Here is a 12,922-nt window from a genome sequence, read left to right on the forward strand (position 1 = left end):
CCTTTCTTGTGCAGGTGCAAGATTTGACATGCGCTGCAGGATTTGACGGAAACGCGCGTTACAACACAGGCAAGAACATAGCGCGTTTCTAAATTCGGGGGCGTGCGTTTCGTTTCATGGGCTTGCCTGCGCACGCGCGCAGCCGGGCTTCACGCGCGCAAGCCGGTATGGAAGATTGTATGGCCCAAAATGCAACATGATTCATGTCGTATTTGCATGGGCTTATGACGCCAATTTATGAATCGGGTGCACTGGCATTGGCATGTAGACCGGCTTTACGCTTGCCATGAACCGCCATCCTGAGGCGCGCTGTGCATTGTGGCAACTGGTTACAATGGCCCTCTTACCCATCATAAGTTGGCAGGGATTCACCATGGCTGCAATTTCTACCGATCGTGGCGAGATCGACCGTTGCGCCGTCCTCGATGCCTACGGCATCCTCGATACGCCGCCGGAAAAAGCATTCGACGACGTCGTCGTCCTGCTGAGCCAGTTACTGAAAGCGCCTATTGCTGCGGTCAACCTGCTTGCAAGAACCCGGCAGTGGTTCAAGGCCGAGGTTGGCCTGAACACGCGAGAAATGCCGCTCGACGATTCCATTTGCAAGTTTGCCTTGCTCCAGCAAGACCTGATGGTGGTGCCGGACACCCGTCTCGACAGCCGCTTCCGCTGCAATCCCCTCGTCACCGGTGCGCCGGGGCTGCGCTTCTACGCGGGCGAACTGCTGAAAACGGCAGACGGCGTTCCGCTCGGTACGCTGTGCGTGCTCGACACGCAGGCCCGGCCCCAGGGCTTGAGCGAGCAGGAACGTTTCATCCTCCAGACCCTTGCCCAGCAGGTGATGAGCCAGATCGAGCTGAGGAAAGCGCTCCGCGAACAGCAAGACCTGCTGGTACGCGAGCAGGCCATTCAGGAAGAGCTGAAGCAGGAACGCGACCAGAGCCAGCGCCTGCTGCATGGCATGGACGAAGGATTCATCTTCCTCGACAGCGACTTCCGGGTCAGGCAGATCAACGCCGGCGGCCTGAAATTCGAAACCCGCGGCGCGGCCGACATCGTGGGCCTGTCGCACTGGGAGGCCTGGTCCGGCTCCGAGGCCCTGCCGCTGGCGCGCCATTATCGGCACGCGCTGGAACAGCAGATAGCGGTCAACTTTGAACAGCACTACCAGTTTCCGGACGGCCGCGGCTATTGGCTCGATATCCGCGCCTATCCCGCGGGCGGCGGCCTGGCCGTGTTCTACCGCGACATCACTGAGCGCAAACTTGCCGAAGACGCGTTGCGGGAAAGCCGGCAGCATGCCCTGGACATCGCGCGCCAGGCCGAGAACGAGCGGCGGCGCCTCGACGCGCTTCTGGAAGCGGTACCCGTCGGTATCATCGTTGCGGACGCAAAGGGGGCGGTCATCCAGGTGAATGCCGAGAATCGCAAGATCTGGGGCAGCCACCCGCTTTCCGAAAATATCGACGCGTACGGCGAATGGAAAGGCTGGTGGGCGGACGGCTCCGCGCAACATGGCCAGCCTCTTGCGCAGCACGAGTGGGCCATGAGCCGGGCTTTGGCCGGCGAGGCGGCGCCGCGCCAGATCATCGAGGTCCAGTCTTTCGATGCGGCGCACCAGCGCCGCATCGTGCTCAATTCGGGCGCCCCGATCCGCAACGAAGCGGGATCGATCATCGGCGCCGTGGTAGCCCAGATGGATATCACCGACCGCATCAAGGCCGAGGAAGCGCTGCGGCAGGCCGACCAGAGGAAAGACGAGTTCCTCGCCATGCTGGCCCATGAACTGCGCAACCCGCTGGCGCCGATCACGTCCGCCGCCGCCATCCTGGCCATGCGCCCCGGCGACGAGGCGACCGTGCGCCGTACGGGCGCGATCATCGCGCGCCAGGCCAGGCACATGACCGGGCTGATCGACGACCTGCTCGACGTCTCCCGGGTAACGCGAGGCAAGGTAGAACTCGACAATGTGGAGCTCGATGTGGGCGACGTGATCGCCGTCGCCATCGAGCAGGTGCGGCCGCTGGTCGAGCGGCACGCGCACCGGCTGGCGCTGCGCCTGCCGCCGGCGCCGTCGATCGTGCTGGGCGACCGCAAGCGGCTGGTGCAGGTGGTGACCAACCTGCTGAGCAACGCCGCCAAATACACGCCCGATGGCGGCAACATCGAGGTGGTGCTGGAATCGCACCAGGACACGGTCGTCATCCGGGTAAGCGACGATGGCATCGGCATGACGCCGGAGCTGACCGCCTGCGCATTCGACCTGTTTTCGCAGGGCACGCGCGGCCTGGATCGCAGCCAGGGCGGGCTGGGGATCGGGCTAGCGCTGGTCAAGAGCCTGTCTTCACTGCATGGCGGTTCGGTGACGGTGCAGAGCGACGGCCCAGGCATGGGCAGCGTGTTCCAGGTCACCCTGCCCCGCCTTGCCGCCACGGTGGCGCCGGTGGGCGACATTCCGCATGCCGGCAGCGAGCAGCCGGCCAAGCCATTGCGCATAGCGGTGGTGGACGACAATGAGGATGCCGCCGCCATGCTGGCCATGTTCCTTGAATCGTTTGGCCACCAGGTCCTGGTCTCGCCTGGCGCTCAGCACGCGCTCGAGCGCCTGCCGGCATTCCAGCCCGACGTCTGCTTGCTGGATATCGGCCTGCCCGGGATGAATGGCTACGACCTGGCGCGCACCCTGCGCGCCCATCCCGCCACCGCAGGGGCCATGCTGATTGCCATTACCGGCTACGCGCAGGAGAAAGACAGGCAGGACGCGCTCGCAGCGGGATTTGACGACCTGTTTGCCAAGCCGGTCGACCTGGCCTTCCTGGATGCCGCCCTGGCGCGGATAGCGCGGCGGCGGACGCTGGCGGCTTAGCGCTGCGGGGCTTCCAAGCCAGCTGGACGTCGAACCAAGGCCTGGCCCCGTGCGCGTAGCAGCACCACGCCCACCGCGCCGGCGAGCATCAACATGACCGCGATCAGTTCGGCCTGGGTCGCCTGCAGGCTGCCCAGGTGATAGGCCGGGTTCACACGGATCTGTTCGATCAGCAGGCGCTCGATTCCGGACAGGAGCAAATAGACCGAAAACAGCCAGCCGGCCTGGAACGGACGCTTGCGCAGCGCCCACAGCAGCCCGAAGCACGCGAAGGCCATCAGCGATTCGTAGACCGGCGTGGGATAGACGCCGGGCGCCGCGATCAGCTCACCGTAGATATTGTTGTCGTAGGTTTGGGCCCAGAACCAGGTCGGCAGCCAGTCCGGCTTGAGCGCCATGTTAGCCGGGACGCCCCAGTCGCCATCGCCCGATACCTGGCAGCCGATCCGGCCGATCGCATAGCCGAGCATCATGGCCGGGGCGACCGCATCGAGCATCGGGCGGATCGGCAAGTGCCAGCGCCGGACATATACCAACCCAGCCACGGTGCCGAGGATCAGGCCGCCGAATACGCTCAGTCCGGAACGGCTGAAGATCATCGACCACGGCGATGCGAAGAACTGGTCGAGGTTCTCGAGGATGTGGAACACCCGCGCACCGACGATTCCCGTGACCATGACCACCAGCGTCAGGTTGGACACCAGCTCGTGGGCAGGCTTGACGATCCATTGCTCGACGCCGTCCTTGGCCTTGACGCGCCGCCGTCCGGGCAGGATGGCGCCAAGGCTGTCCATGCGGCGCAGTTCCGCGGTGAGGCAGGAGGCCGCGACGATCATCGCGCAGGCGACCAGCAGGCCGAAGGTGGCAAGCGGCAGCGGGACGTCGTAGCCGGTGAGGGCTTTGACGACATCGCCCAGGTAGGGATAGGACATGGCCTGGCTCGTTCCTTGTCAGCCGGCGGTTGTGGTGCGCTTGGGTTTTTTTTCCTTCGGTGGCGGCATCAGTTCCGCCGTATCGACGATCAGGCGGCGCAAGGCTGCCGGGTCGTCCAGCAGTTCGTCGGCGATGGGGTAATCCTTCGCGCCGGGATAGGGCGGGCCCTGGGGCAAGTCCGGCGCCAGGGCCGTCACCGCCTTCGAGGGCTTGATGAAGACGCTGTTATCGCAGGCAAAGGCCACGACCTTGCCATCCAAGTAGAGGGCGAATTCGCCGAACAGCTTTTTGTAGGTGAGCCGGCTGCCCAGGCCTGCCGTCTCGACCACGTACTCGACGAAGCTTATATCCGTTGCCATCCTATTTCCTTAGTGTTTAGATAAACAGCGACCCGTCGACGCAGGTGATGGCATTGCCGCCGACGTGGATCGCCTTGTCCGAGATCGATAGCCGCAACGTGCCGGCGCGTCCGACCATTTCGCCTTGCGTGGCCAGGAAGTCACGACCGAATTCTCCAAGCTGGCCCGTATGGCGCAGGTAGGCCGCCACGGCGCCGGTGCCGCTGCCGCACACCGGGTCTTCGTCGATGCCATGGGCCGGTGCAAAGGCGCGCACTTCGATGCCGGCTTCGCCGCCAGCATCGTGCTGGCCGAAGATGATGACGCCCGTGTGGCGGCCCTTGACGTCCTGCGCCTTCATCCGCTGCAGGTCAGGCTCGCAGGCGAGTACCGCACGGGCGCTGGTGAGCTGGGCGACGACCCAGCGCGCGCCAACATCGACCAGGTAGGGCGCGGTGTTGACTTCCAGGTCCGCACGCAGGATGGATTCCAGCTGCACTACCTCGCCGGCATCAAGTTCGGTGAAGCCCGGCGTCGGCAGCTCGAACGAAATCCACTGCGCGCCCTCCCCTGCCTCGACCCGCAGCGTGACCAGGCCGGCGCCGCACTGCTGCACCAGGACGCCATCCTTCGCCTGCACCACGCCTGCTTCCAGCAGCGCATGCACGGTGCCGATGGTCGGATGGCCGGCGAAGGGCAGCTCGGCGCCCGGCGTGAAGATGCGGACGTGGTAGTCGGCGCCATCAGCCGTGGCTGGAAAGACGAAGGTGGTTTCCGACAGCTTGGTCCAGCTCGCGATGTGCTGCATCTGCCCGGCCGTGAGCCCGCCGGCATCGAGCACGACGGCAACCGGGTTGCCCTTGAAAGGCACGGTGGTGAATACGTCGACGGTCTTGAAGGGTAGGCGCGCCATGTCGGTTCCAGTAGGAGTTCAGCCAGGTGGCTAGTGTACCGTTACCGCGTCATATCGGCTTGTTAAGACTTGCTTAATCGGCCAGCCGCTATGCGCCACAAATGGACAGCCGGATTAACGCGCCTGTACAGTCGGCTCACCAACAACCCGAGGTGTAGACGATGCGACTGTGGCCAATGACGATCCTGATGCAACTGGCGATGTGCAGCCTGGCCGCCCATGCGCGCCCGCAGCCAGCCGCCGGCGCTGGGCGGCAGGATCCGCTTGCCACCGAGGCTGCGCCGGCGGCGCATGTAGCCATCGGCAGATACCGGAATGAGGAAGCGGTGATCCAGGCAGTACGCGAGACGCTGGCGGAGAGCCCGGGTCTGTGGATGGCGCCTTCCGGCACCGCGCTCAGCGGTGACAGCTACCAGAAGTTCGCACAACAGTTCTCAATGGCCGCGAAACCCCATTGCCTGGGTCCCGATCCGATGAAGCACCAGCCGGCCAGTACTGTGATCGGCAACAACGCCACGGGCAAGTGGAACGTTGGCGTGGGTGGGGTATTTGCGTTGCCGTTCTGGGGTGCGGCGATTTTGCGGGGGAAATGCAGTTGGGGCCGCTGAGCACAGCCGATAGGTCCAATTCGACATTCCTGTCACTATTGTCCATACCGCAGGTCTAGCATCCCAATTTTTGGTACTGCTTGCGCAGGACGAACAGGTCTTTTTGGATCGGTCCAATCACGGCGCTTGGATGCCGTTCCGCTTGTTCCAGTTTCAGGATGGCCGGTTCGAGCTGATGACATTCGCGCTGCGTTGCTGCATCCAAAGGGTGGCGTCGTACAGCAGTGGCGAACTGGGCTGCATTCATGCCAGTGAGCGGCCGGATAGATTGTGCGATCTGCTCAGAACGAACCTCGTTGCTGACGTCCCTGCCCGTCCTGGCCGAGCCGGATAGCCGGTTCACGCCTCGGGTGGGCGTAGCGTCAAGACGCTGCGCGCCGACGCATGGTTCATCCGAGTAACTGATCGTGCCTTTAATCTGACACTTGTAGATCGTGCGGTTCGGCGGTGGAAGCTGGGATTGGGACCATACCCAAGACATTGGCAAAAAGCTGCCGATGAGCGCCCACCCGACAATAAAGAAGATCGAGCGGACATGGATGGCTTTTTTCACGGTCGTCCGGCAGTGGTTGCGCCACTTCTATATACACGAGCAGGAAGCATACAATATCCTTCCAGAGCGGATTGTCGTCAATTATCACTCTCAGCATTTGCCGCACATGGCTATTGCGGCCCCATCCATTCGCCCTGCCACCACAGGAAGGCGTCCTTCTCTTGCGCGCCGGCCAGAGAAATCTGGAAGTCGTCGTCTGCGCCCTTAGGGCAGCCGCGTTGGTTCGGATTCACCACATCCAGAGGATGGCGCTCAATGGCTTTATCATCGATCACGGTGCCGTCTACGTGGTCAAGGCCCTGCGGCAGGGCGCCATCCGGCGGCAGCTGCAGAGCGCAAACGCAATCTCGGCCAATGGCAGCCAAGAGGTCGAATGCGTCAATAGAGCCGGTCTTGAACCGGACCGCAACCCGATTGCGAATCGAATCGCTGTCGGGCTGCAAGCGGTCGAAGTAGTGGGCGGCCCGGGCACCCTTCAACGGCTCATTGTGCAGATTGAAGGGAAGCGACAGCGAGATAGGTCGACCGCGTGGGGATGCGCACCAGCCGGCATCGTAGTGCAGTTCCGAGTCGCCGGAGGCGTTGACCGTCCAGCGGCCAACATACTCTCGGTTGGCCCAGAGATTGAGGGTTTGGCTGTGCGAGTGACGCCCCATGATTACCACTCCGCCGAGCTGCTGGCCGCCGAGGTCTCCCTCTCGCCGAGTTTGAGCTCCAGCCCTAGTGCCGAGCACCAGCTGAGCAGCTGTTTAACGCTGAGTTCCTCGGGATGATTCTCGAGGTGCGAGAGGCGGTTCTGGCTGACCCCGACGTAGCCTGCCAGTGTGGCCTGCGTCATTTTGTGCCGTTTGCGCGTGGTCTTGAGGAGCTGCCCCAAGTGGGACGCCGTGGAGACGGTATGGAACGTAGGCGCGGAGGACATGTGAGAATATCCGATATTCAGATATAACAATATTATCTGAAAAACAGATAAAGTCAACATGTCCGGATATCAGATAAACAGAATTTATCCGAAATGCGGATAAATTAAGCCAGCTCAAGGTAGTTTGATATCGTAAGTTGGCGGGATAGATGCTCCGGTCAACGTGACCGCTGATTCGGGCCTGCTGTGTCCGACGAAGCGGACCTTGTGCTAGCGGGATTCTCATAGAGGAACTACGGTGACGACCAGCCAGCGGCTACACCGTTCATCCCAATCAGCACGTATCCGTGAAAGTTTCGATCAGCTATCCTGATTTGGCCTTTGCCGACATGTTCCTGCACGTATGGGATCACTTGTCCCCTTGGCTTGAGGTCTCCGATCTTCCGGTTTACCTCAACGAGAATGTCATCTGCGCGAATGAACTCGCCTATCAACGCGTTGAGTACTGCACTCCGAATTGTCCCATCAGCCTCGAGCACGTTTACCCAATTCAGCGTGACCAGCTCAACCGGCGGAAAGTTTGCGGTCATCAGCTCGTGGACCCGGCGTGGATTCATCATTTTTGACTTCGAGGCGTAAGGGTAAGGAAACCGTGTCGTCATCCGTCCGTCGAAGTCAAACGTCCGCACTTGGCCGTTTTCGGACGCTCAGCTCAGCGTAGCAGTTCGCCGCAACTGAAAGATCGCATACTGTCACGAAGGGCCGGAGCCGACCTGAAGCGGATACCGGCGAGATAAACAGATCCAGCCGACTTGGAACCATATACTCATCTTCTCAGCTAACCAAAACCACATAACTGGAAAGCTAGCAGCAGCTAGGAAGAACGCAGCACCGGAGAGGCCATGGATAGGTCGTTCCGTCCTACCGTGTATCTCACGAAATCGCGTCCCAGCCAGGGAGAAATGGGCTTCGATGATCCGGTCGCACGAACCAACTCCGCGAATACGGTCGCGTAACCGGATTAGCCCAGCACTTCGTAACCCAGCTGCATCAGCCCGACCACCTGCGCCACGTTTTCCGTGCTGTCGCTGAAAGCAGCGATCAGTTCCGGGATGCTGACCACGCGCTTGTCAAGCGCATCGAGCCAGAACGTGTAGCCGGCGGCATCCGCCGCGCGGTGCAACACGTTCTGGTAGACCGCTTTGAGCAGGTCGGCATTTGCTGGGCTGTCCCCGAATTTAGTCTTGAACTCCTGCGACTTGGCCAGCTCCGCCGCCATTTGCTGCACGCCCAGGCCGGACGCCAGCTGGTGCTTCCAGAACGCCAGACCGGCGGGATCGGGCGCGCGGTCGAACACCGCCTTGTACAGGCGGAAGGCCTGCGCGGCCGTCCCCGTGGTTTCAAAGGAAATGGTCGCGTCGTTGAACATGGCCCGTTCGATGCCGACAAGCGTATCGACGCCTTCGCCGCCGGTCCGGTCGCGGGCACGCAGCGCGCCATCGACCAGCTCGAACGTGAAGTTAGCACGCGAGCCAGCGAACAGCGCGGTGTCGATTCCAACGCCTCCGGTCAGGTGGTCGTTACCGGCGCCCCCGAAGAGGAAATCGTCGCCGCGTCCGCTGCTCAAGGTGTCGTTGCCGCCGAAGCCGCTCAGCTCGTCGGCGCCCAAGTCCGCATCGATCTTGTTATCCAGGTTGTCGCCACGCAGGTAGTCGCCGGCGTCGCTGTCGACGGTGAACGCCACATAGCCTCGCAAGTCGGCAACACTGACCGTCCTGTCGCTGAACCGGACGAACTCGATGCCCTTGAAATGCGTATCCGATCCGACCACCAGCCATTCCTTGGTCGGCGCGGTGAACGCGAACGGGCCCGAGCCCTTGGCAGTCAACGACGCGCTGGCGCTTGACACCGAGGGGAGCCACAGCGTATCAATGCCGGTTCCGCCGTCCACCCGCGCCAGGCTGCCCGATCCGTAGGCGGTCTTGATCACGTCCCACCCATCGCCGCCATAGAGATAGTTTGTCTGGTAGGGCACGCTTGACTCGATCAAGTCGTTACCGGCCCCGCCCCAGAACCCGGTGTGGACGCCCTGGAACGCGTCGCGGACGAAATGGTCGTTGCCGGCCGTACCTTTCGAATTGTCGACGTCGCGCCGGATCGAGAGGTCGGCATTGGCGAACACTGGGGAGTGCTGGGCGTACGCCTGCACGTAGATGCGGCCGGTTTCGGCCGCCACGAACCCGGTTGTGATGCTGTTGAGCGAGTATCGGTTGCTGCCATTCGAAACCGATAGCTCGAAACCCGCGGCGTCGTAGACCGTGATCGACGGCGCCCAGTATGCCTTGGAGGAAAACTCGTACAGTTCACCGGCAACCACGTCAATTGCGTAGAGTCCGCCAACCATGGTCGCGGACAGATCCCAGTTCTCGATGAAGCCCGGCGCATGCTGGATGGTCGCGACGAATGGTTTCCACACCGTCACCAGCGCTATGTCGGCCTTGGCGATCTGCTGGGGCGTCAGCCTGTAGTTGTAGTCAATTTCTTGCGGAAACGGCAGGTAGATGGACATGAGGAGGATGACGGTGACGGGTGGAGTAGAGGGAAATTGACACTTTGCATCGAAGATTCTTGGTTGTCAATCGATGAATACTGGAAATCTCGGTGCGGTGCGCGCCATCGCATGGCGGTATCACCTGTCGCGCTCGATCGGCGACACGGTCGAGCGGATGCTTGCCGCCGCCCTGGCACGTGGCCAGAGCGGCGCCTGCCCGCCAGCCGCCGTACGTTAAAATAAAAATGCCACTGCTTGTGCAGTGAAAGTGCCACAGTAACCGCAACCACCACCAGCCGCGATTGCCTAGGGAGGGTCCGCAATCGACCCAAAGCCGACGTCCGCAGATAGGCAGAAGCCCATGAGCTCCGCCTGCCCCTAAGCTGCAGCTATTTGCCGCGACTAAGAGGGCGCCATGGTAGCCGCTGGCGTACGCCCCCTGATGCTGGACGGTGAGCGCCTGGTCAAGCGCCTTAGGACCTACCCGCAGATCGTCCGGGAAGTCTCATGAGCGAGTTGGTAACGGTCTACCGTGGTCAGACAGTCCGCACGGTACTGGAACTTGACCCGCCCACCGGGCGAAAATGGCGAACAAGCCTCGGATTGGTTCCCACTATGCATCTGAGCCGTCGAACGTCTCTAAGTGAATGTCCGCATGGTTGGCATCGATTCAAGTTAAGCCTCTCAAGTGAACAAAGCCGTCGCGAAATATTTCGTGCAGTGATAAATTAGCAATGTCATAATGCAAACACGAAATTTCACTTGAATATTGGGGACTAATCCGATGAAAGATCGACGCAATTTTTTGCTAGGTGCTACTGGTGCGATTGGCGCCGCAGCCGTTACTTCGGGGGCCGCATCCGCAGCGGCAAGAAACAAATCCCTTCCACAAATAAAAAGTGCAAAAGGCAGCGACTTTCGGACGATCCGTGAAGAATTGACTAAGTCTTTTGTTGAAGAGGATAAGGATCTCCGCAAGTGGCTACAAGTTTTTGATAAAGACGTGGCTAGTCTTTCTTCGATTGCGGTACGAACGGCTGGACAAAATTGGAACAAGATTGCAGCCAAAGGTGAACCAAAATTCGACCCGAGGCAAGTAGAGCAGAATTTGTCGATCGCCAGTTCGTTGCTTGACGACGCACTTAGATTTCGGAATGAGCTCGCCGCGTTAGAAATTGCGGCTGTGAATGAGGGCCTGCACTATCAGCAAGGACTGCAATCCTTGCAAGTAGCTGAATATGTCATCGCCAACAGCTCATCGGAACCGGCTGCTGAAGCTTTATCCGAAGCTTATCGAATCGCAGCGGGAGTGGAAAACAAAAAAACCGTCGAAAGTGAACGCACGCTAGCCGATGCCGATGCTGCAAAAAATTTCGCCAACTTCAACGCGGTACAACATGATGCTGCGTTGTCGAATATGGTTATCGCAAGGAATAGCTTAAGCGCGCACAAAGCTGAACTTCTCCAACAAGGAAGTGCGAAAAACTTTAAAGAACGTTACTTACGACTACTTCCGTACTACATGGAGAGCTTGGGTGAAGCGTACCAGCGTAGTTATGCTGCGTCCCTTGCATTTACCGAACTGTACGGCCCCAACTCGGAACTCGAACTATTTACTTCGGATACCACGGACGACACTATTCGGAAGTGGTCGGAGAAACAGTTTTTGCTATCACCCTACCGGGAAAAGATTCTTGCAGAATTCAGTCAAGAGCAGGTTACTGCAGGCGACGTCGTTGACGCGCTTGTCGCTTGGTGCAGGAATTCGATCGATTTGATGGAGGCGGCCGCGCAGCACGAGACGGAGTTCACCGTTCTTATACCTTTACGCCAAGAAATTCTTGCCAACCTCGACGGCACACGAAAACCGCTGGTGTCGGCCGCTCAATACACAACAGCCCTAGATGATGGATCGGGCATCTTTGAGTTTAAGCTTACTAAGGAAATGTTGTTCGAGGACTACGGAGGCGAGATATTGGACTTGGATCGCGTTCGGATGATTGGAGTCGGCTTGCTCGTCAGTATGGCCACACCTGGCGAGGAGGCCGTTTTGCAGGTGTATAGTGGAAGAATCACCGTCGCTTCGCTTTCAGTGGCGGGAGCTCCTATTTTTAAACGTCCCCCAGTCACAATCGGTCGCATCAAGCTGGCATCCCAGTCGGGACCAAGCAATGATAGTGACTTAGTATATTCGGACGCCATTCATAACCTTAAACCTGACACGCTATGGAAAATTCGAATTTCCCAAAGGAGTATTCGAGCCCGGCCCCAAGCTATTTTGGCCGCGGCAAAGCGCAGTAAGATTGACGAAGTGTTACTAGCAATTCGCATTCGTGCTTTCATTAAATCGATATAGGCCGGGAGCGAGATAATGAGAATGAAACGAATAATTCGTCCGGGCGGACCGTTGGCAACGGGCCTGTTCTTGGAGGGTGCGCGATCAGGGAATTCGACCGATCGAACGTTGCAAGGCCTCACTTCCATCGGCCTGGGATCCATCATGTTGATTGGAGGTTGCGTTGTGGTGGGGACTGCCACAGGCTTTCCTCTCATCTTGGGCGCAATCTCGCTTAGCGCATCAATGGTGCATATTTTTTCTGGAAATTTATATTTGTCGAATAATATTGGTCAAGAACAATTTGACAAGATCAGCTTTGCGCAGGACCTGATCACTGATCCGTTTTACTCGGCTGTATACGTTGGTTACCGGGCTTTTCGAAGAGAGCACCATCAGAGCCACGAAGCTGCCGAGTTCGTATCGCTCTTCATCAATGGCATATCAGTCGCGCGTAGCTGGCGAGAGTTACGGAATTCCGGTGAGGCGTTTTCGGTCGCGCAGGAATATGAACTAGGATCTTTTCTTGCTAAGTCAACGGCCGCGTTCGACCCGGCCCCACCAGTACAGAAGCAAATTAGCGTTGTGCGTACAAATGAACCGCGACCGGAATCTGATCAGCATCGTAGTTCAGCACGCCAGGCACAACAGGAGATGCTCAGCTCGCGGAGTCCTCCTGCTAGTGAAGCGCTTAGCGGGAGACAGCTTGGTGAACATAAAGCCGGTAAGGGAGAACTTGGCGCGCAAGATGGCAATCGCCGCAACGGCAAGGGAATTCCAGAGTATGATTCCTCTACTATGGGAAAGCTATTGAACGTCGGAAAGCCAAAGCTTAATTAGGAGAAACCTAACCCCTTCCTTGATGGAAATTCAAACGGCTGGCCGAAACCGGTCGTTGAGCTAAGCATAGCAGGTTGCCAGGGCCGAAAATCGCGGACTTTCACGAAGGACCGGATTCGACCC

The 12,922-nt window shown here is 59.6% G+C and carries 13 protein-coding genes; 6 read left to right on the forward strand and 7 right to left on the reverse strand.

Features of this window, described 5'->3' with window-relative positions:
* Nucleotides 1-286: 286 nt before the first annotated feature.
* Nucleotides 287-2,866 carry a hybrid sensor histidine kinase/response regulator gene (locus tag BM031_RS05965; protein WP_091872385.1) on the forward strand — a complete coding sequence of 860 codons (2,580 nt, stop codon included), beginning with the start codon at nucleotides 287-289 and terminating at the stop codon, nucleotides 2,864-2,866.
* Here BM031_RS05965 and BM031_RS05970 read toward each other — a convergent pair.
* Genes BM031_RS05970 through BM031_RS05980 form a run of 3 tightly spaced genes read right to left on the reverse strand, consistent with a single transcriptional unit; the run spans nucleotide 2,863 to nucleotide 5,050 of the window.
* Complete coding sequence (locus BM031_RS05970; RefSeq protein WP_091872387.1) at nucleotides 2,863-3,798, reverse strand: prolipoprotein diacylglyceryl transferase; 936 nt, start codon at nucleotides 3,796-3,798, stop codon at nucleotides 2,863-2,865. The genes BM031_RS05965 and BM031_RS05970 overlap by 4 nt on opposite strands.
* An 18-nt stretch (nucleotides 3,799-3,816) precedes the next feature.
* Complete coding sequence (locus BM031_RS05975; RefSeq protein WP_091872390.1) at nucleotides 3,817-4,158, reverse strand: TfoX/Sxy family protein; 342 nt, start codon at nucleotides 4,156-4,158, stop codon at nucleotides 3,817-3,819.
* 16 nt (nucleotides 4,159-4,174) lie between these two features.
* Nucleotides 4,175-5,050 (reverse strand): PhzF family phenazine biosynthesis protein, encoded by an 876-nt coding sequence (locus tag BM031_RS05980; protein WP_091872393.1) that lies wholly within the window; start codon nucleotides 5,048-5,050, stop codon nucleotides 4,175-4,177.
* 176 nt (nucleotides 5,051-5,226) lie between these two features.
* Between BM031_RS05980 and BM031_RS05985 the strand changes: the two genes are divergently transcribed.
* Nucleotides 5,227-5,658 (forward strand): hypothetical protein, encoded by a 432-nt coding sequence (locus tag BM031_RS05985; protein ID WP_091872395.1) that lies wholly within the window; start codon nucleotides 5,227-5,229, stop codon nucleotides 5,656-5,658.
* Between the two features lie 55 nt (nucleotides 5,659-5,713).
* Here BM031_RS05985 and BM031_RS24935 read toward each other — a convergent pair whose 3' ends face one another.
* The 3 genes from BM031_RS24935 to BM031_RS05995 all read right to left on the reverse strand — a co-directional run bounded on the left by BM031_RS24935 (nucleotide 5,714) and on the right by BM031_RS05995 (nucleotide 7,133).
* Nucleotides 5,714-6,211, reverse strand: a complete 498-nt coding sequence (locus BM031_RS24935) for a hypothetical protein (protein WP_143084514.1) — start codon at nucleotides 6,209-6,211, stop codon at nucleotides 5,714-5,716.
* A 110-nt stretch (nucleotides 6,212-6,321) separates the two neighbouring features.
* Complete coding sequence (locus BM031_RS05990) at nucleotides 6,322-6,867, reverse strand: HipA N-terminal domain-containing protein (protein WP_091872398.1); 546 nt, start codon at nucleotides 6,865-6,867, stop codon at nucleotides 6,322-6,324.
* Nucleotides 6,868-6,869: 2 nt separating this feature from the next.
* On the reverse strand, nucleotides 6,870-7,133 hold the full coding sequence (locus BM031_RS05995; RefSeq protein ID WP_091872401.1) for a helix-turn-helix domain-containing protein: 264 nt from the start codon (nucleotides 7,131-7,133) through the stop codon (nucleotides 6,870-6,872).
* A 287-nt stretch (nucleotides 7,134-7,420) separates the two neighbouring features.
* Between BM031_RS05995 and BM031_RS24940 the strand changes: the two genes are divergently transcribed.
* Complete coding sequence (locus BM031_RS24940) at nucleotides 7,421-7,699, forward strand: hypothetical protein (RefSeq protein ID WP_143084515.1); 279 nt, start codon at nucleotides 7,421-7,423, stop codon at nucleotides 7,697-7,699.
* Nucleotides 7,700-8,094: 395 nt separating this feature from the next.
* On the opposite strand, the gene BM031_RS06005 is transcribed toward BM031_RS24940, so the two are convergent.
* Nucleotides 8,095-9,642: a DUF4214 domain-containing protein gene (locus tag BM031_RS06005; protein WP_091872405.1), complete on the reverse strand. Its 1,548-nt coding sequence runs from the start codon at nucleotides 9,640-9,642 to the stop codon at nucleotides 8,095-8,097.
* A gap of 73 nt (nucleotides 9,643-9,715) precedes the next feature.
* Between BM031_RS06005 and BM031_RS25455 the strand changes: the two genes are divergently transcribed.
* From BM031_RS25455 to BM031_RS24950, 3 genes are all read left to right on the forward strand, one after another.
* The gene (locus BM031_RS25455) at nucleotides 9,716-9,862 is read left to right on the forward strand and encodes a hypothetical protein (RefSeq protein ID WP_177207662.1); all 147 of its coding nucleotides are present in this window, start codon (nucleotides 9,716-9,718) and stop codon (nucleotides 9,860-9,862) included.
* A 546-nt stretch (nucleotides 9,863-10,408) separates the two neighbouring features.
* Nucleotides 10,409-11,980, forward strand: a complete 1,572-nt coding sequence (locus BM031_RS24945; protein ID WP_143084506.1) for a hypothetical protein — start codon at nucleotides 10,409-10,411, stop codon at nucleotides 11,978-11,980.
* Nucleotides 11,981-11,995: 15 nt separating this feature from the next.
* Complete coding sequence (locus BM031_RS24950; RefSeq protein WP_143084505.1) at nucleotides 11,996-12,799, forward strand: hypothetical protein; 804 nt, start codon at nucleotides 11,996-11,998, stop codon at nucleotides 12,797-12,799.
* Nucleotides 12,800-12,922 lie beyond the last annotated feature (123 nt).

This window comes from Massilia yuzhufengensis (genome assembly GCF_900112225.1).
In the GTDB taxonomy this organism is placed as follows: domain Bacteria; phylum Pseudomonadota; class Gammaproteobacteria; order Burkholderiales; family Burkholderiaceae_D; genus Telluria; species Telluria yuzhufengensis.